Raw genomic sequence first — 18,765 nt, 5'->3', positions numbered from 1 at the left:
TGTTATCTAGTTTAACTGCTCAATATAATTATTGTCATGGATTATAGCTTTATCTCCTAAAAGATCTTTTAATAATATTAGGCATGGTGCATCCGAGTCAAGTTGCAATCCTTGAGCAAAATCGAATGCTTTTATAGGTTTGTCCTTGCCGTTTGAAATAATTCCATGTGCGATTTCAAAATTTTCAACATGAACATATCTTCTCGCCATTCCTTCCATTCTTTGATTTGCAGACACAATCTTGTCCCAGATTGAACGATTTAGTGTCCAGGCACTATTTGCAGACTGATCTTTATTTAAACGTGTATCTGAATCATGAATTACACAATGGTTTATATGGAATGCAGTAAAAATTTCTTGGAAGAATGGTATATTATTTTTTGAACCTGAGTTTAAAACATAAACTTCATAGTCATTATAGAAACGTTTAATTAAATCCCTGAATACTATCGCTTCAGTATCCCCTTCAACTATAATTACCATTTTCGCATAAAATGATTCACATACATGGGGGTTGAATCTATTTATCATTTGAATACGTTGCTTCCTATCTGCATCACTTCTGAAAACTTCATCACCTACTTGGTAGGTAAATGTGGTTTCGTCCTCTTTTTTAATTACTCTTACCAATGAGGAGTGTGGTTTAGAAATGTCAATCATAAGAGGTGAGTGGGTCGCGCATATAACTTGAAATGGAGAGTTTTCAGCTAGATCGTATAGACTTGTTCTCAATTTGAAAGTGATTTCAGGATGTAAGAATAGTTCAGGCTCCTCATATAATATAATATATTCTTTCTTTTTTTCCTTCACGAGATCTTTTTAGGAAAGTTAAAAAATTATATAATGCCTGACGAATCACACCATGTCCATATTGTGTAAAAACCTCGTTTCTATCGATTCCATCTTTGCTAATTGTTACACTATGATTTTTTTTAAATGAATCTTCCAGTTTTATGTTATCATCATCCTTAGGTGAAAGTTTTAAAGTAAGGTCTGAGAACACTTTTTTAAAATATTCATTTATTTCCTCGTTGTATTTTGTAACAATATCCGAGTCAGCTATTTTTTGCTGTAATTTCTTAACGCCATTTATCAGCTCATTTAGGTCTTCACCGTAGTCGTCTTTTAATTTTTTAAGAACTTCATCTTGTATTAATTTATTGACTTTTTCTTCAAGACTACTTTCAGTCTCCATTGCACTTATCAAAATTGGTGTAGGAGAATGTTTCTGGAATAGTGAGGGCATTCCACCAAAACCATTAAGTACCCATTCACCAGTTTCAGGAGAAAGTGTATATTTATCTGCAGTTTCAGGTTTTGTCCAGATTTTTTTTATTCGAATAAAGTTATTTTCATCTACCCATTTTTGAATCCAATCGGGATCAGTACCTTTTCCTTTAGTTACAGTCGCTAAGTCGTCATCCTGATCGTCGTTTTCATCTTTTAGAAAGATGCCTTCAATTTCAATTGGAATATTAAGTTCATAATTATAAAAATCCGACATATTTGCCTTTTGAGCAGAGTTGATAAAAAATTCATATGCACGCAGAAAAGAAGATTTACCAACATTATTTAGTCCTATAAGGAAAATAATGTTTGAGGACGAGAAATCAATTATATTATTTTCTCCTTTAAGGCCTCGAAAATTTTTAATGATAAGCTTTTGTAGTTTCATAGATAGTTAGTTTAAGTACTAAAAATATAACTTTACAACTCTTTTTTTTAGAGTAAAACTACCTGATTTGGTTTGGTTGAAATAATGAATTTATTAACAATAAAAATATCAGCTAAATTGTCAACTGAAATGAAAAAAGCCTGTAAACAAAGAGTTTACAGGCTTTTTTGTGGAGTCGCCGGGAATCGAACCCGGGTCCAAACAAGCAACTAAAGAGCTTTCTACACGCTTATTTCCTGATTAGATTTTCGTTGTTAAGCTAGGCCAGAAACAGCCACCGAACACTTATCTTCTTAATTTTCAAAACCCACCCGAAGCTCATGGATATCTAGGTTTATTTTTACGGTTCTCCTTGGCGGAACGCCACAAACCAAGGCTTTCCAGGAGAATCCAGCTTCTCTACCTTGTAGAGACGTGGCGCAATCTTACTATGATTCGGATTATGCGACTAAAGCGTAATTATTTTCGCCGTGTAAAAGTGTGAGATCTTATATTTACGAGCAAGGTCTCAATGCTCGACGTGCTTACTGTTCAATTCGACTTGCTGTCAAAACCAGTCGACCCCAAAATTGAGTCTGCAAATTTATACTATTTGAAATTACTTTGTATTAAAATTTTCAGAAAAATTCAAAAGTCAAAAATCGAAAGTTGTAAAGTTTTTAAAGTCACCTGTTTGATTACTTTTATTTCTTTTTATTTCACCCATTTATTTAGTTAAAAAAGAACAAAATCAATATTAGGAACCGCCTGAAGACTTTAAGACTTTCGACTTTAAGACTTTCAGCTTTATGACTTTCAGCTTTATGACTTTCGACTTTATGACTTTCAGCTTTAAGACTTTCGACTTTAAGACTTTCGACTTTATGACTTTCGACTTTATGACTATTCTATTCTTCGTCTTTAAAATTAAAAGGATAATCTCCAAAAATTGGAGCTAATTTTCGAACGGCATAAGTTTTAGTAGTCATTTTGTTTGAAAGTGCAATTATCGTAACTCCCTCATTCTTCAAAGTAATATAAGATGAGGTATTTCCATGCCACCAGCCATTATGAAAGTAAAAGTTTTGTCCCGTTTCCCAATTGATCATTCTTATTCCCAGACCATAATTTTTAGTTCCCTTGCGTTCATTGCTGTAACCTGTATAAACTTGTTTCAGTAATTCAGGTTTTAAAAAATCAGGTGATTGTCTCGCTCTGTCAAATTTTAAAAGATCTTTTGCCGTTGAAAAAACATTTTTATCTCCATAAACATTGTCCAGATAATCGAAACCAATTTCTACACCATTTCCTTTGTAGGATGGAACAATCTTTTTTCTGTCTTTATCATCATCAAAAACATAAGTATTTTTCATTCCCAATGGTTTGAAAATCATTTCAGACATCGCTTCCTTATAACTTAAACCCGTAATTTTCTCTATAATAAGCGCAAGCATTGCATAATTGGTATTGCAGTAACTAAAACGAGTTCCAGTTTTTGATTCCAAGCCAATATTTTTTGTGGCTAAAATATCCAGAATGTCTTTGTTGGTTAATTGATTGTGTCTGTCCCAAACCGATTTATCCCTATCTGTAAAATAAGCATAATTACGCATTCCAGTACGGTGGCTTAAAAGCATTCGGATAGTACAGTCTTCGTATGGAAATGTTTTTAAAATTGTGTTTACCTTTTGATCTAAATCAATTTTGCCGGCATTTACCAATTTTAAAACCGCCGTAGCTGTTAAAACTTTACTTACAGAGGCAATTTGTACAGGTGTATCAGCTGTTATCTTAGTGCCTTCGTTTTTATTGGCAAATCCATTATATCTTTCAAAAATAATCTGGCCATTTTTTGCGACTAAAAAACTTCCGTTCATCGTATTGTTCGGCCAGTTTTTATTGTAAAAATGATTTATTCTGCCAGTAACCGAATTTATATAAGCCTGCGAAATTTTCTTTTCAGAACCTAAGGGCTTCATTTTAGGTAATGTATCTTCGATTGTAGGAGCTGTAGCTGTATCTGTCTTTTTGTTTTGACCACAAGAACTTAAAACTAGTATAGAAAAAAGTATTTGTGGTATCTTTGTTTTTTTAAGGAAAATCATTTGCATCGTTCTTTAAAAACAAATATATCGAATTCAATTTTGTTGTTTTCTCAGTTTAGACGCTTTAAACGACTCTTTTTAACATAATTTTAAGAGTTGTAAATTTTATTTACTTGTTTTTCAGCTTGTAACGTTTTTGAAGTATTCTAAATTGCATTTTGAAAACAAAAATTTAACTAAATTTGTTATATTTGAAACAAATACTGTTTAAAAAGTTATATTATTGAATGTTAAAAAATCAATTTAAATGAAGTTTGGAATCATAAAAGAAAGAAAAAATCCGCCGGATAGAAGAGTTGTATTTTCTCCAAATGAATTAACAAAGTCGCAACAGCTTTATCCTGAAGCTTCCGTAAAAGTAGAAAGTTCAGATATCCGAATATTTTCTGATGAGGATTACAAAAAAATGGGAATTACAGTTTCAGATGATGTTTCTGACTGTGATGTTTTATTTGGTGTAAAAGAAGTGCCTATAGAAAATTTGATTCCGAACAAAGCGTATTTCTTCTTTTCTCACACGATTAAAAAACAGCCTCATAATAGAAAACTGCTTCAGGCAATTTTAGAAAAGAATATTGATTTATACGATCACGAAACTATTGTTGACGAACTGGACCGACGTTTAATTGGTTTTGGACGTTATGCCGGAATGGTTGGTGTTTACAACGGAATTCGAGCTTTCGGAATTAAATTTGAATTGTTTAAACTGCCAAAAGCAGAAACACTTTCAGGAAAAGAAGCATTAATAATGCATTTAAAACGTATTACAATGCCAGCTTTAAAATTTGTAGTTACGGGAACTGGAAAGGTTGGGAGCGGGGCAAAAGAAATTCTGGACGCCATAAAAGTAAAAGAAATTACAATAGACAATTATTTGACTAAAAAATATGCGCAGGCTGTTTATGTACAGCTTGATGTTTTAGAATATAACAAAAGAAAAGACGGACAAGTTTTAGATTTTAATGATTTTGTAAATCATCCCGAAGCATACGAATCTGATTTTGAAAAGTTTACAAAAGTATCTGATATTTATTTTGCGGGTCATTTTTATGCGAGTACTGCCCCAATGATTTTGACGAAAGAAATGCTTAATGCAAGCGACTGTAAACTTAAAGTGGTAGCAGATATTTCTTGCGATGTCAACGGACCAATTGCGAGTACAATTCGTTCGTCGACAATTGAAGAGCCTTTATATGGTTATTTTCCTTTAGAAGATAAAGAAGTAGATTTCTTTCATCCCGCAAGCAGTTGCTGTGATGGCTGTTGATAATCTTCCGTGTGAGATTCCAAAAGATGCCAGCGAAGGATTTGGAGAACAATTTATGGCACATGTAATTCCAGCTTTTTTCAACGGAGATAAAGACGGAATTCTAAAGCGTGCTAAAATAACAGAAAACGGAAAACTAACAGAGCGATTCAGTTACCTCCAAGATTACGTTGATGGGAAATAATTATTAATTGTTAATTGTAAATGGTTAATTGTTAAATGTAAAATGAGTTTATAAATTCAAAAAAGAGCTTTCTAAAATTTTTTGGAAAGCTCTTTTTTTATATAAATAGTTGCCATCAACCATTAACCATTAACCATTAACAATTAACCATTTACAATTAAATTAAACCATTTCTTCCGGTTTCACCCAGGCATCAAAATCTTCTGGCGTTACATAGCCTAAGCGAACCGCTTCCTCTTTTAGAGTAGTTCCATTTTTGTGAGCGGTTTGAGCAATTTCGGCAACTTTGTAGTAACCAATTTTAGTATTTAAAGCGGTCACTAACATTAATGAATTATCAACTAATTCTTTAATTCTTTTGTGATTTGGTTCTATTCCCTGCGCGCAATGTTCATCAAAAGAAACACAGGCATCACCTAATAATTGAGCAGACTGTAAAAAGTTCGCCGCCATAACAGGTTTGAAAACATTCAATTCGTAATGTCCCTGCATTCCGCCGACAGCAATTGCCATGTCATTTCCAATTACTTGAGCACAAACCATTGTTAAAGCCTCACATTGTGTTGGATTTACTTTTCCAGGCATGATAGAAGACCCAGGTTCATTTTCGGGAATGTGGATTTCTCCAATTCCAGAACGAGGTCCAGAAGCCAGCATTCTAATGTCGTTTGCAATTTTGTTAAGAGAAACAGCTAATTGTTTTAATGCTCCATGCGTTTCGACAATTGCATCGTGAGTCGCAAGTGCTTCAAATTTGTTTTCGGCTGTTACAAATGGGTGATTGGTAAATTGAGCGATATATTTGGCTACTTTTACATCGTAACCTTTTGGAGTATTTAATCCTGTTCCAACTGCGGTTCCGCCAAGTGCGATTTCAGATAAATGTGCTAAAGTATTTTTTAGTGCTTTTAATCCGAAAGCCAATTGAGCTGACATAACCAGAAATTTCCTGACCTAATGTTAAAGGCGTTGCATCCATAAGGTGCGTGCGTACCAATTTTTACAACATCTTTGTATTCGGCGACTTTTTTGGCTAAAGTGGCGTGTAATTTTTCTACGCCGGGAATAGTCGTTTCTATAACCATTTTGTAGGCCGCAATATGCATTCCAGTTGGAAAAGTGTCATTGGATGACTGCGATTTGTTAACATCGTCATTGGCTTTTATAAATTGTTCGCCTTCGCCAATTTCGAAACCTTTAAGGACTTGTGCGCGATTTGCAATTACTTCATTAACGTTCATATTGCTTTGAGTACCTGAACCTGTCTGCCAGATTACCAAAGGAAATTGATCATCTAATTTTCCTTCTAGTATTTCATCACAAACAGCGGCTGATAGCATCTCTTTTTTCGATAGGCAAAACACCTAAATCGTAATTTGCATAAGCGCTGACTTTTTTTAGATAAGCAAAACCTTCTATAATTTCCTTGGGCATTGATGCCGATGGTCCAATTTTGAAATTATTTCTAGAACGTTCTGTTTGTGCACCCCAATATTTATCGGCTGGGACTTGAACTTCGCCCATGGTGTCTTTCTCTATACGGTATTTCATTTTTTGTAATATATGATGTTTATAATAATGTAATTCAATTTTATTTCTTTTGAAAATGAGTGTTTTAGCCCTGATGGTAACGGCATCCTTTTATGGTAGTCCCGAGGCTTCTGGAGCCATAAAAGATATAGTGGACAGCAGGTTTCAGCTCCTGAAAATTATCATCATTTTTAATGAACTCTTTATTTAAAAGGTTTCGCGATCAAAAAAAACCTTATTTAAAATGAGTATAAATATACGGATAAATGTTATTTAACGAAAATTGATTTAGATTTTATTGCTGAGAAAAAATATATACGCTACATTTGTCGTAACATTCAAAAATTCCGGAAAACATGTTTGAATTTTCACAGTACTTAGGCTTTTTACTTTTCTTAACCATACTAACTATAGGGTTTTGGTTGATGTTTTTCTTAGTTGGTTTCGTATCTTATTGGGTTACGGGAGCAAGCTGGGAAATGTTCAAAGAAAAAAAGAGCTAAAAGAAGACAAGAAGAACAATCTATTTAATTTTAGATTGATGTCATAAGAAAAGAACCCTTTTTGTTCTTTTTTTTTTGTTCCAAAAAAAAATAAGAAAAGAAGAAATTCCAATTTTTGAAATTCCAAATTCCAATTATTGAAATTCCAATTTCTAAGATTGGGATTTGGAATTTTAGTTTTATAATTTATCCAGCAAGATTGGAATTTGGAATTTTTTAAATTTTGGAATTTAATTAATGATTTTGAATTCCAAAATATAAAAAGATGGAATAAAAAAATCCCAAATTCCAATTTCAAACATTGGGATTTGGGATTTTTAGTTTTATAATTTATCTCAAAGAGATTGGAATTTGGAATTTTTAAATTTTGGAATTTAATTAATGATTTCGAATTCCATAATATAAAAAGGTGGAATAAAAAAAAATCCCAAATTCCAATTTCAAACATTGGGATTTGGGATTTTTAGTTTTATAATTTATCTCAAAGAGATTGGAATTTGGAATTTTTAAACTTGGAATTTAACTAAGGTTATCCAGGAAATTCTCCGCCGCCTTCTCCGCCGCCTTCATTGTTTTTTGGCATGTTTTTATCTCTTTCACCTTTTGCTTTGTTGAAACGGTATGTAAATGATAAATTGAATTGACGTTTACGGAATTGGAATTCGCTGTATGAATTTACGTTATCCAAATATGTATACGATCTCATTTTTCTAGAATTAAAAATGTCGCTGATGTTGAATGCAATTGTAGCTTTGTCTTTTAATACATCTTTGCTTAAAGCAGTATTCATTCCGAACATTCCTAAATTTTTACCTTGAGCTGTTTTTTGTTCGCCATTGTACATTCCTGTCAACTGCCAGTCAATTTTGTATGGTAAAGTAACTTTAGAGTTGATTCTGGCAAACCAAGAGTTAGCCTGATTGTCTAAATTTTGAACTATAAGATTTCCTTGTGTATCTGTATAACTGTTTTCTCCAGTTGTTTTTACGTTGAAAAAGTTGAAGTTACTGTTTAATTTCCACCATTTGTATGGAGTGTAATTGAATGTAAATTCGAAACCAAATTTTTGCTCTTTACCTAAGTTGATAGGAGAACTTTTGATTACTGGAACTCCATTAACTTCGTCTCCAGTAGGAGATCTTACAAAACTGAAAACATCTTTAGTATCTTCAAAATAAGCCGAAGTATTAAACGTTACTTTAGTCCATCTTTTGATATAGCCAATATCATACTTATCTGTTAAAGAAGGATCCAAATCTGGGTTTCCTTGAAAGATATTGATATTACTTGCATAATTTACCGCCGGGTTCATGAAACGCCCTCTTGGTCTTGATAAACGCTTGCTGTAACTTGCAGAGAAATTACTTTGATCTGAAATTTCGTAACTAACAAATGCACTTGGAAATAAGTTGTTGTATTTTTTAGTATTGAAATCGCTGTTGTCTAATAGGTTAACTTCGATATTAGTATCTTCCCATCTTAAACCAAATAAATAAGAGAATTTATTTACTTTGAAACCATACTGTGTATAAAGTGCATTGATGTTTTCTTTGTACTCTAATGTGTTAGATAAATTAGTATTTACCACACCTTCGCTGTCTGTTACATTGTAAACATTGTTCAAATCTCCAAAACTTCCTTTGTAACCAGCCTCAAACTGACCTCCTTTACCTAAAGGCAAAACATAATCGGCTTGGAAAAGAACTTGTTTTTGAATTTGATCATTTAATGTTGTGTCAAATCTTGGCGAATCTGTAATTGTGCTATTGCTGTCGTCTGTATTTCTTGAAATAGAAAGATCGGCAGTCAATTTATGTCCTTTATCGTTGAAATTTTTAATTAAGTTAGATGTAAATTCTACATTTTCACTGTCGCTATCCCCATTGTTTAAACGATACGTTGTTCCTGTAAAAACTCTATCAGCATCATAATTATAATAATTGATCAAATCTCTATCCTTACCGTTATTTTTTTGATAGTTTATGGCATTTGTCCAGAAAGTTGTTGGTGTAAGTGTCCATTCAACTCCAGCTCTTCCGTTAAACCCGTTTCTGGTACGTTTAGTATCACGATCTTCGTCTAAGAAGCTTTTTGTTGTTCCGTCAGCGTTAAGATATTCTGAGTTTGTTTTACCAGCACCTTCGTTTGTTCTGTAGTTGTATCCAGCAGTGGTAAAATAGTTTAGTTTTTCAGTTTTATAATTCACATTGGCACTTAAACCATACGTTTCTGGTAAACCAGTTGAAGCAATTAAAGTTCCATTGAAACCTTGATTTTTTCCTTTTTTAAGAACAATATTGATGATTCCAGATCCACCTTCTGCATCATAACGCGCAGATGGATTAGTAATAACTTCTACTTTGTCGATCGCATCTGCAGGTAACTGTCTTAAAGCTTCTGCCATATTTATAGCCTGCGAAGGTCTTCCGTCAATTAAAATACGAATGTTGTCGCTTCCTCTTAAACTTACATTTCCTTCTGTATCAACAGAAACAGATGGTACGTTGTCTAAAACATCGCTTACGCTTCCGCCTTTTACGATCATATCCTGACCAACATTGTAAACTTTTTTATCTAATTTTATTTCTACAGATGATTTTTCAGCACGAACAACAACTTCGTTAAGCTGTGCGACGTCTTCAGATAAATTTACTACACCTAAATTAGTATCACCCTGAATGCTTTTTTGTTTGATTTCATTTGATTTGAATGAAATAAATTCAATTTTAATATCATAAGTTCCAGGTGCAATGGCAACCTCGAATTCTCCTTTTGGATTTGTGATCCCTCCAGCAAGAACTTTAGTGTCGTTTGGAGCAGTAATAGAAATTGTAGCATACTCTAAAGGTTGTTTGCTTATTTTTTCAAAACTTTTCCAGTGATTTTGACTTTATTTCCACCTGGGCCTTGTTGAGAGTAATTGTAAAAACTTGTAAACAAGAATACAAGTAATACGGCAAATTTGATTTTTTTTCATTTCTGGTTTTCTTTTCTCTTTAGACGGCAAAAGTAGTTTTTGGTTTAAAGAGAAAAATCACAAAAATATGTTAATACTGTATTTTAGAATCAATCTAAAAAAGAAGCCACAAGATCAGGATCACGGCCAATTATAGCTTTTCCATCTTTTACCACAATAGGACGTTCGATTAAGATCGGATTTTCTGTTATTGCTTCAATAATTTGATCGTTGGTTAATTTCTTTCCTTTAAAATTTTCGATCCAGATTTTTTCTTTAGTTCTAACTAACTGAAGAGGTTCAAGATCAAGTTGTTTCAATAGTACTTTGAGCTCATCAAAAGATGGAGTTTCGGTTAAATACGGTATAATCTCAAACTCTTGGTTGGATTGTTCTATAAAAGCTAGGCAGTTTCTCGATTTTCCGCATCTCGGATTATGATAAATTTGTATCATTTTGTTATATTTAGATATTCAAAATAGTCTTACGCTAAAAAGAGGTATTTTAGCAATGTCAAAAATAAGGCTAACTTATCAAATTTGAATTCTCATTTTTTTTAAATTTTATATTTATGTTTTTAGAGCAAGGAATTAAACCCGAAAATAAATTTTGGAAATACCTTATAGGATCTGTTTTTATTATTGCAAGATCTTTCGTAGGGCAGATTCCGATTACAGTCGCTGTATTTTATAAAACATTTAGTGAGAAAAAAGCTTTTCCAACGACGAATGATGAAATTATGAAAATGTTTGAGTCTAATACCACTCTTTTTCTGGTTATGATTTCATTTGTTTTTGCCTTTGCCGGAATTTATTTTGTTGTCAAATATATTCACCATCAAACCTTATTATCAGTAACGACTTCAAGGCCAAAAGTTGACTGGAATCGAATTTGTTTTTCTTTCTTTTTATGGACTTTCTTTTCACTGCTCAGCTTTTTATTTGTTTATCTCAGATCACCGGAACAATTTGTGTGGAATTTTAGATTAGTTCCATTTCTGATTTTGGTTGTTTTAGGCTCGATTTTGATTCCAATTCAAACCAGTACAGAAGAATATGTTTTTAGAGGATATTTAATGCAGGGATTTGCTAATCTCGCTCGTAACAGATGGTTTCCGTTATTGATGACTTCTGTAATTTTTGGCTCAATGCACTGGGCAAATCCGGAAGTGGCTAAAATGGGAAACGTTATCATGATTTATTACATAGGAACTGGGCTGTTTTTAGGAATCATTACCTTAATGGATGAGGGAATGGAACTGGCTCTTGGGTTTCATGCCGCTAACAATTTAATAGGAGCCTTGTTAGTTACATCAGATTGGTCGGTTTTTCAAACAAATTCTATATTTAAAGATATTTCAGAACCATCGGCAGGAATTGATGTTATTCTGCCTGTTGTGGTCATTTACCCTATTTTGCTTTTTATCTATAGTAAAAAATACGGCTGGACAAATTGGAAAGAAAGGTTAACGGGAGAAATTAATAAAACAGAAGTAATAAATTAAAATCATGCAAAATTTAACCCATAGAAATGTGCACAATTATTTTAAGTTAAATGGTTATCATTTAAATGCTAAAGATTTGTGCCGTGTTGCTTACAGTTTTATTAAAGAAGGAGATGGTTACGAACAGTCGATTGGGGAATTCTTTTTGGATTGGTTTGATAAAAAAGAATATATCGAAATGACAACTTCGGGAACGACAGGGCTTCCTAAATTGGTTCGATTGCAAAAGCAGGCAATGATACATTCTGCTTTAGCAACGGGCGACTTCTTCGATTTAAAACCTGGAGATAAAGCTTTGTTATGCTTGCCGACTCAATTTATCGCAGGAAAAAATGATGCTGGTGCGCAGTTTAATTTTAGGACTAGAATTAGATGTGGTTTCGCCAAGTCTTCATCCACTGGCTTTAAATTCTACACTGTATGATTTTGTTGCAATGGTACCGCTTCAAGTTCAAAATTCAATAAAAGAACTTTCAAAAGTGCGTAAGTTGATAATTGGCGGTGCAAAAATGGATTCTTCTCTGGAAGAAAAACTTTTGCCGCTTAAAACCGAAATCTACGAAACGTATGGTATGACAGAGACGATAACGCATATTGCGGCTGAAACGTTTAGGCGATTCTGTTTTTTCGATTTTGCCAAATGTAAAAATATATCAAGACGATCGTCAATGTCTGGTTATAAATGTTGCCACAATTTCTGATGAGCCAATTGTGACTAATGATTTGGTTGAATTAGTAAACGAACAACAATTTATCTTTTTGGGAAGAATCGATAATGTTATTAATAGTGGAGGAGTAAAGCTTATTCCAGAACAAATTGAAGCTAAATTGATCGGGAAAATAAGCAGAAGGTTTTTTGTAACCGGACTTCCAGATACGGTTTTAGGAGAAAGATTGGTTTTGGTTATTGAAGGCGAAAAACAAGATTTTGCTCCTGATTTTTTTGATGTTTTGGGTAAATACGAAAAACCAAAAGAAATTGTTTTTGTTTCCAAGTTTAAAGAAAACGAAAACGGAAAATTATTGCGCAAGCCAACCTTGCAGGTTTGAAATCCCAATCCCGAAGCGTCAGGATAAATTCCAAACTTTGAATTTAGAACTTTGTCAAAGTTTTAAACTTTGACAAAGTTGGCTAAGTATAAAAATATAGAAAATAAAAAAAATCCAAATTCCAAGTTTTAAAATTGGAATTTGGTTTTTTTAATATTGAGTATTCCAAAACAAATTGGAATTTGGAATTTATCCCGAGGCTTTGGAATTTATATTTTACGTTCCAGTAAAGCCATATAGAATCCATCGAAACCAGATTCTGAAGCCAGCATTTTACGGTCTTGAACAAACGTAAATTGTTGTCCGATTTCTGTTTTTAAGAATTTCTCTACTTGCTCCTGATTTTCTGATGGTAATACAGAACAAGTTGCGTATACTAGTTTTCCTCCTGGTTTTACGATTTTAGAATAGTTTTCTAAAACTTCGCTTTGAATTTTACGAATATTATCGATAAATTCAGGTTGTAATTTCCATTTAGAATCTGGGTTTCTTTTTAGAACTCCTAATCCGCCGCAAGGGGCGTCAATTAAAACACGGTCTGCTTTTTCATGCAGTTTTTTAATCACTTTCGTGCTGTCAATAATGCGGTATTCGATATTGAAAGCACCGTTTCTTTTAGCTCTTAATTTTAACTGCTTTAATTTACTTTCATACAAATCCATTGCAATCAGCTGTCCTTTATTTTCCATTAAAGAAGCCATGTGCAATGTTTTTCCTCCAGCTCCAGCACACGTATCTACGACACGCATTCCTGGTTTTACATCTAGAAATCCTGCAACTAATTGTGAGTTGGCATCTTGAACTTCAAAAAGTCCTTGTTTAAAAGCGTCTGTTAAAAATACATTTGCTCTTTCTTTTAAAACAAGAGCTTCTGGCTGGTCTTTTAAATATTCTGTTTCAATATTTAAATCCATTAAAGTGTTTCTAAGGTTTTCTTTGGTACCTTTTAAAGTGTTGGTTCTAAGAATAACTTTTGCCGGCTGATTTTGTGCTGTAATTTCTTTTGACCAAACTGTCTCACCTAATTCTTTTACACCTAATTCGTCCATCCAGTCTGGAATAGATTCTTTAAGTGCTCTGTTTTTAGATAATTCGTCAAAACGGCCTTTTATTTTTCTTTCTGGAGTTCCTTCTAATTGTCTCCAATCTGGAATTGGATAACCGCGAAGAACTGCCCAAACAGCAAACATTCTCCAAAGGTTATCTCTATCATAAGGTTCCTTAACTTCTGCAATTTCAGCGTATAATCGTTTCCAACGAACAATTTCGTATATCGTTTCAGCAACAAATTTCCTGTCAGAACTTCCCCAACGTTTGTCTTTTTTTAATGCTCTGGCTACCACTTTATCCGCATATTCTCCTTCATTGAAAATTGCATTTAAAGAATCGATGGTAGTATAAACTAAATTTCTGTGTAATCTCATTTCTAATATTTGAGTTGCAAAGGTACTATTAATTGATTGAAAGTTAAATTTTTAATACTGAATCTTAAGTCTGATTCTCATTAAAATAAAAAACACTCTAATTTAGAGTGTTTTTTTTGAATTATATAAAAGCGATTTTTATTTAATAATACGCGTTAATCCAATGTTTTCTGGAGCATGAAGCACCATTGGGAATTTCTCTATTTTTACAGAACTGCTGTCTAGTCCAAAAGCTCTTTCTTCGGATAAACTCAGTTTCTTGATAAAGAAATAAGAATTCATGATGATATTTTCGTGCCATCTTAAATCATTATCGTTTGATAAGAATTTCTCTGATAAGACAAATTTAAAGTCACCAATAATGTTGTTTTTATTTAAAGATTCATAACGGCTTGTAATATCCACTTCGCCTCGTTTTACCATGTCTTTGATAACTTCTCTGAACATTAAATTGATTTTAGTAGGCTCTCTAAACCCTAAATTAAAGTCAATTCTGTAAATGTCATCTTTTGCAATTTCAGTTACTTTGTACTGTGTTTTATAAGGTTCTGTCAAGATATTTACATGAACAAACCAATAAATATCAGCTCTTTTCGGACGCTTTTGCAGAATAGAATAAATTATTTTATGTTCTAATTCGTCTACACGATTGGCATTAGTCATGTAAACTAAATGCGTAGCGTATTTCGGAATGGATAAATCTTGGCTTAATTCAACTAAAACTTGTTTGTAATCATCAATTTTAACCACTTTAGTGTAGTTTTTGTTGATTTTCTTAGCCAGATACCAAATCGTCATTACAGAAATCAGCATACTTGCGATGATCAATGTTACATAACCACCTTCGGCAAATTTGGTAATATTAGCAAAAAGGAAACTGAATTCAATTAATAAATATATGGTAATCAACGGAACCATGAAGTATAATTTTACACGTTTCATGATTAAGTAATAATTCAATAAAATCGTGGTCATGATCATGCATAGAATTATGGCAAGACCATAAGCATGTTCCATGTTTCCAGACTTTTCAAAATGTAAAACGATTCCAACACAGCCAAAAAACAATAACCAGTTAATTGACGGAATGTATAATTGCCCTTTTACTTCTGTTGGGTATTTAATTTTTACTTTCGGCCAGAAATTCAAACGCATCGCTTCGTTGATCAAAGTAAATGATCCGCTGATAAGCGCTTGAGAGGCGATTACGGTCGCTAATGTTGCAACAACAATTCCGAATGGTAAAAACCAATGCGAGATAATTAAGTAAAACGGATTTCCGTTTTCTCCACCTAACTGCTGTAAAGTACTTCCTTCGTGATGAATTAAATAAGCAACTTGCCCGAAGTAGTTTAAAACTAAAGTTGTTTTTACAAATATCCAGCTGATTCTGATGTTTTTTCTTCCACAGTGTCCCATGTCAGAATATAAAGCTTCAGCTCCGGTGGTACATAAAAATACAAAACCAAGAACAAAGAAGCCATCAGGATGAATCGATAGTAAATGATAAGCGTAATACGGATTAATTGCTTTAATAACTTCTGGATAATTAAGTACTTGAATAGTACCTAAAGTTCCCAGCATAGCAAACCAGATTAACATCATTGGAGCAAAAAATTTACCCACCAGTTTAGTTCCGAATTGCTGAATGGTGAATAAAACAAATAAGATCGAAATTACGATATAAACAATGGTTTGTGTTTCCATTGTTGGGTAAAACGCCCTAATTCCTTCAACCGCAGATGAGATCGAAATGGGAGGGGTTATAATTCCGTCTGCCAGAAGTGCACTTCCCCCAATAATGGCGGGCACAATAAGCCACTGAATTTTTGTTTTCTTGACTAAAGCATATAATGCGAAGATTCCGCCTTCACCATGATTGTCTGCGCTTAAAGTTATAAGTACGTACTTTATTGTAGTTTGTAACGTTAATGTCCAGAATACACAAGAAATACCTCCTAGAACAATATCGGCATTAATCGTGTGGTCGCCCAGAATTGCCTTCATTACGTACAATGGAGAAGTTCCAATATCTCCATAAATAATCCCTAAAGTAATCAATAAACCCCCAATAGACAACTTACTATGTAAGTTTTTATGCGATGCGCTCATGTATGTTTTTATAAAAGACGGTTGCAAATTTACTGTTTTAAAACAAATTAGCAGACTATTATAATTAAAAAGATAAAAAAAAGCACAATCCTAAAATTGTGCTTCTAAATTTAATTATAAATTGAGATATTCTTAACCTCTTCTTCCTCCACCGCTTCTAGAGCTAGAACCGCTCTCACGTTGCGGCTGACTGCTTCTAGATTCCTGACTTGCTCTTGGAGCTTCAGAACGCTGGGTGTTTTGAGGTCTAGATTCGTATGATCTGCTTGAAGAACTAGATCTGCTTTCAGAACTGCTTCTTGACGGCTCCGCTCTTTGAACTGGAGCAGATTGAGTTGTGCTTGCTCTATTTGAACTTCCTCTGTTTTCAGAATAAGTTCTTGATGGTTCACTTGTTTGTGAAGACTGTCTATTGCTGTAACCTCTGTTTTCAGAATTTCCTCTCGGAGCAGATGCAGTCGAATTATTTCTACCGTATTCTGTTCTTTGTGTATTTTCCCTTCTTGCAGGAGTATTTACTGTTGCAAGCATTTTCTCTACTGTTAGTTGTTGTACGATTCGTATTATAACTTCTGTCAGAATTGTTTCTGTTAGAGTTGTAAGTTCTATTTGTGCTTCTGTTTTCAGTAGAAGATACTCTTCCGGTACTTGATGATCTGTTTGTGTTATACGTGTTCTGAGTTCTGCTTGCAGTTCTTCTTTGATCAAGATCGTATCTGTTGCTTACATTCGAATTTCTTTGAGCAAAACTATTGTTTGGTTTCATTCTTTCGTAACCGTAAGTACGTCTAGTTTCATAGATAGCTGGAGCTCTGTAGCTTCTTCTTGTGTTCACGTAGTTGTAATGATTGTTTACGTTGATACAAACGTTGATATTGTTTCTGTATCTAAACACCGGATAAGGATTCCATGCGGTATAATATGTTGGATAATAACCCCAAGACCAAGTTGAATAATACGGTCTGTAATTTGTAACCCAGAAAGAAGTATAGATAACTGGAACAACACTGTAAACAGGCTCGTAAATATAGTTGTCACCATATAAATACGTGTTTCCAACAACTTGAACGCTTACTTTGTTGTAATTGTCTCTTTCTACATCAATCGTTGCTACATCTTGGTAAACATCACGATCTAAAACCGCCTGAATAATTACAACGTGTGTTCTGTCTTCTACAGATTCGATTACACGTAAATAATCCACTTGGTTATCGCCGTTTAAGTCTAAGTTGGATATTTGATATTTAGGATCATTTAACCTTCTCTCAAAATCTTGAAGATTTGCAGATTCTCCAAACATTGAAGCCACTGCTCTTAAATCTAAATTATCGCTTATATCTGAGTTTTTTGCGTATACAGTAGCGCCGGCTTGTGCTTGACAAGAAGTAATTGCTAATGCAAATAAGGCTAGTAAAAGTAATTTCGCTTTCATGACTAAATCAATTAAATTATTTTATACTATCAGATATCCAATTACTGTGCCACAAAAATTAAGTGGTAGTTATACAGGATATTTTTAGTATTCTTTATGATTGTTAAATTATATAGTAATTATAGTCCGAGATATATTCCTGCCGTTATAATCGTCGCAAAAAAAGCTACAGCACCTGTGATACTTAATATATCAAGGAAGATTGTATTTCTGGAAAATGAATGTGATGTATCTGGATCTCTTGCTAAATGTATTATGGCTACATCCTCATATCTGTGGCTGTTTATTTCAGATTGAATAATCGTATATTTTATTCCTTTTTTCTTCCTTTCGATCACTTTTAAATGATCAGCTTTTCCATCATTGTTTAAGTCAATGATAGAAATTTTATCATCTGGATCATTTATTTGTGTTTCGAACATAGTAAGGTTTGTAGATTCATTATATATTTCTAATACAGCATTTAAATCCAAATGATTTGTAATGTAGTCGCTTTTTGATTGAATGGTAAATCCTGATTGTGCGTGAATTGTATAATAAAGTAAAAGAATTAGAACTGTAAAAAATTTTCGTTTATGCATGATTTGAATATTCTTTTATGTAAATGATAATGTTAAACTTTTTTAATTAATAATCTTCATATTGTGAATATGAAGAAGAACCTAAACTCCTAATTACAGCATAGGTAATAATTACGGCGCCTGCAACTATGTAAAAAACTACCTTTCCTGTGTCTTTTATAAAATCAACCGCATTGTATTTTTTTGAAAATGAAAGTTGTGTGTCAGGATCAGTTTTTAAATGAATAATGGCAACATCTTCGTATTTATAAGCGCTTAATTTTGATTGAATTATGCTATATTCTCTTTTCTTTATAACCCGCAAATAGTCAATTTTTTCATCGTTGTCTAAATCGATATTTGAAACTTGAAAATCAGGATTATTTATTTTTTTTTCAAAATCATTAAGGGTAAATGATCCTTCGTAAATTTCTAATAATGCTTCCAAATCTAAATTTTCTGTCACATATGCACTTTTTGACTG

Annotated in this window: 12 protein-coding genes, 1 other RNA gene and 4 pseudogenes; 4 read left to right on the top strand and 13 right to left on the bottom strand. The window is 33.1% G+C overall.

All coding sequences use genetic code 11. The features are described 5' to 3' along the window. Positions 1 to 6: 6 nt before the first annotated feature. From ACZZ95_RS26605 to ACZZ95_RS26590, 4 genes are all read right to left on the bottom strand, one after another. Positions 7 to 810, bottom strand: coding sequence for an ATP-dependent nuclease (locus ACZZ95_RS26605; protein WP_463471390.1), 804 nt, complete (start codon positions 808 to 810; stop codon positions 7 to 9). Beyond that, positions 773 to 1,675, bottom strand: a complete 903-nt coding sequence (locus ACZZ95_RS26600; RefSeq protein WP_463471389.1) for an AAA family ATPase — start codon at positions 1,673 to 1,675, stop codon at positions 773 to 775. The genes ACZZ95_RS26605 and ACZZ95_RS26600 overlap by 38 nt, the downstream gene beginning before the upstream one ends. 167 nt (positions 1,676 to 1,842) lie before the next feature. Then, positions 1,843 to 2,240, bottom strand: a transfer-messenger RNA (tmRNA) gene (gene ssrA / locus ACZZ95_RS26595). A 322-nt stretch (positions 2,241 to 2,562) separates the two neighbouring features. Then, the gene (locus ACZZ95_RS26590) at positions 2,563 to 3,765 is read right to left on the bottom strand and encodes a serine hydrolase domain-containing protein (protein ID WP_463471388.1); all 1,203 of its coding nucleotides are present in this window, start codon (positions 3,763 to 3,765) and stop codon (positions 2,563 to 2,565) included. A 241-nt stretch (positions 3,766 to 4,006) separates the two neighbouring features. Between ACZZ95_RS26590 and ACZZ95_RS26585 the strand changes: the two are divergent. After that, positions 4,007 to 5,210: pseudogene (locus ACZZ95_RS26585) on the top strand (NAD(P)-dependent oxidoreductase). Between the two features lie 162 nt (positions 5,211 to 5,372). Here ACZZ95_RS26585 and fumC read toward each other — a convergent pair. Continuing rightward, positions 5,373 to 6,761, bottom strand: a pseudogene (gene fumC, locus ACZZ95_RS26580) (class II fumarate hydratase). A 55-nt stretch (positions 6,762 to 6,816) separates the two neighbouring features. Here fumC and ACZZ95_RS26575 point away from each other — a divergent pair. Then, complete coding sequence (locus ACZZ95_RS26575; protein WP_463471387.1) at positions 6,817 to 6,951, top strand: hypothetical protein; 135 nt, start codon at positions 6,817 to 6,819, stop codon at positions 6,949 to 6,951. A gap of 821 nt (positions 6,952 to 7,772) precedes the next feature. Here ACZZ95_RS26575 and ACZZ95_RS26570 read toward each other — a convergent pair. Continuing rightward, positions 7,773 to 10,210: pseudogene (locus ACZZ95_RS26570) on the bottom strand (TonB-dependent receptor). Between the two features lie 99 nt (positions 10,211 to 10,309). Further along, positions 10,310 to 10,654: an arsenate reductase family protein gene (locus ACZZ95_RS26565; RefSeq protein WP_463471386.1), complete on the bottom strand. Its 345-nt coding sequence runs from the start codon at positions 10,652 to 10,654 to the stop codon at positions 10,310 to 10,312. 116 nt (positions 10,655 to 10,770) lie between these two features. Here ACZZ95_RS26565 and ACZZ95_RS26560 point away from each other — a divergent pair, with 116 nt between their 5' ends. Continuing rightward, complete coding sequence (locus ACZZ95_RS26560) at positions 10,771 to 11,703, top strand: lysostaphin resistance A-like protein (protein ID WP_463471385.1); 933 nt, start codon at positions 10,771 to 10,773, stop codon at positions 11,701 to 11,703. 4 nt (positions 11,704 to 11,707) lie between these two features. Beyond that, positions 11,708 to 12,753: pseudogene (locus ACZZ95_RS26555) on the top strand (AMP-binding protein). A 209-nt stretch (positions 12,754 to 12,962) separates the two neighbouring features. Here ACZZ95_RS26555 and ACZZ95_RS26550 read toward each other — a convergent pair. The 6 genes from ACZZ95_RS26550 to ACZZ95_RS26525 all read right to left on the bottom strand — a co-directional run bounded on the left by ACZZ95_RS26550 (position 12,963) and on the right by ACZZ95_RS26525 (position 18,747). After that, complete coding sequence (locus ACZZ95_RS26550; RefSeq protein ID WP_463471384.1) at positions 12,963 to 14,177, bottom strand: RsmB/NOP family class I SAM-dependent RNA methyltransferase; 1,215 nt, start codon at positions 14,175 to 14,177, stop codon at positions 12,963 to 12,965. Between the two features lie 138 nt (positions 14,178 to 14,315). Beyond that, positions 14,316 to 16,289 carry a KUP/HAK/KT family potassium transporter gene (locus tag ACZZ95_RS26545; RefSeq protein ID WP_463471383.1) on the bottom strand — a complete coding sequence of 658 codons (1,974 nt, stop codon included), beginning with the start codon at positions 16,287 to 16,289 and terminating at the stop codon, positions 14,316 to 14,318. Between the two features lie 132 nt (positions 16,290 to 16,421). Next, positions 16,422 to 16,820, bottom strand: a complete 399-nt coding sequence (locus ACZZ95_RS26540; RefSeq protein WP_463471382.1) for a hypothetical protein — start codon at positions 16,818 to 16,820, stop codon at positions 16,422 to 16,424. After that, positions 16,759 to 17,721, bottom strand: a complete 963-nt coding sequence (locus tag ACZZ95_RS26535; protein WP_463471381.1) for a hypothetical protein — start codon at positions 17,719 to 17,721, stop codon at positions 16,759 to 16,761. Before ACZZ95_RS26535 ends, ACZZ95_RS26540 begins: the two co-directional genes overlap by 62 nt. Before the next feature lie 119 nt (positions 17,722 to 17,840). Further along, entirely contained in the window at positions 17,841 to 18,302 is a 462-nt protein-coding gene (locus tag ACZZ95_RS26530) for a hypothetical protein (RefSeq protein ID WP_463471380.1), read from the bottom strand. Positions 18,303 to 18,348: 46 nt separating this feature from the next. Then, positions 18,349 to 18,747: a hypothetical protein gene (locus ACZZ95_RS26525; RefSeq protein ID WP_463471379.1), complete on the bottom strand. Its 399-nt coding sequence runs from the start codon at positions 18,745 to 18,747 to the stop codon at positions 18,349 to 18,351. Positions 18,748 to 18,765 lie beyond the last annotated feature (18 nt).

This window comes from Flavobacterium sp. AC267 (genome assembly GCF_979258715.1).
This window is presented reverse-complemented; position numbering and strand designations above follow the sequence as displayed.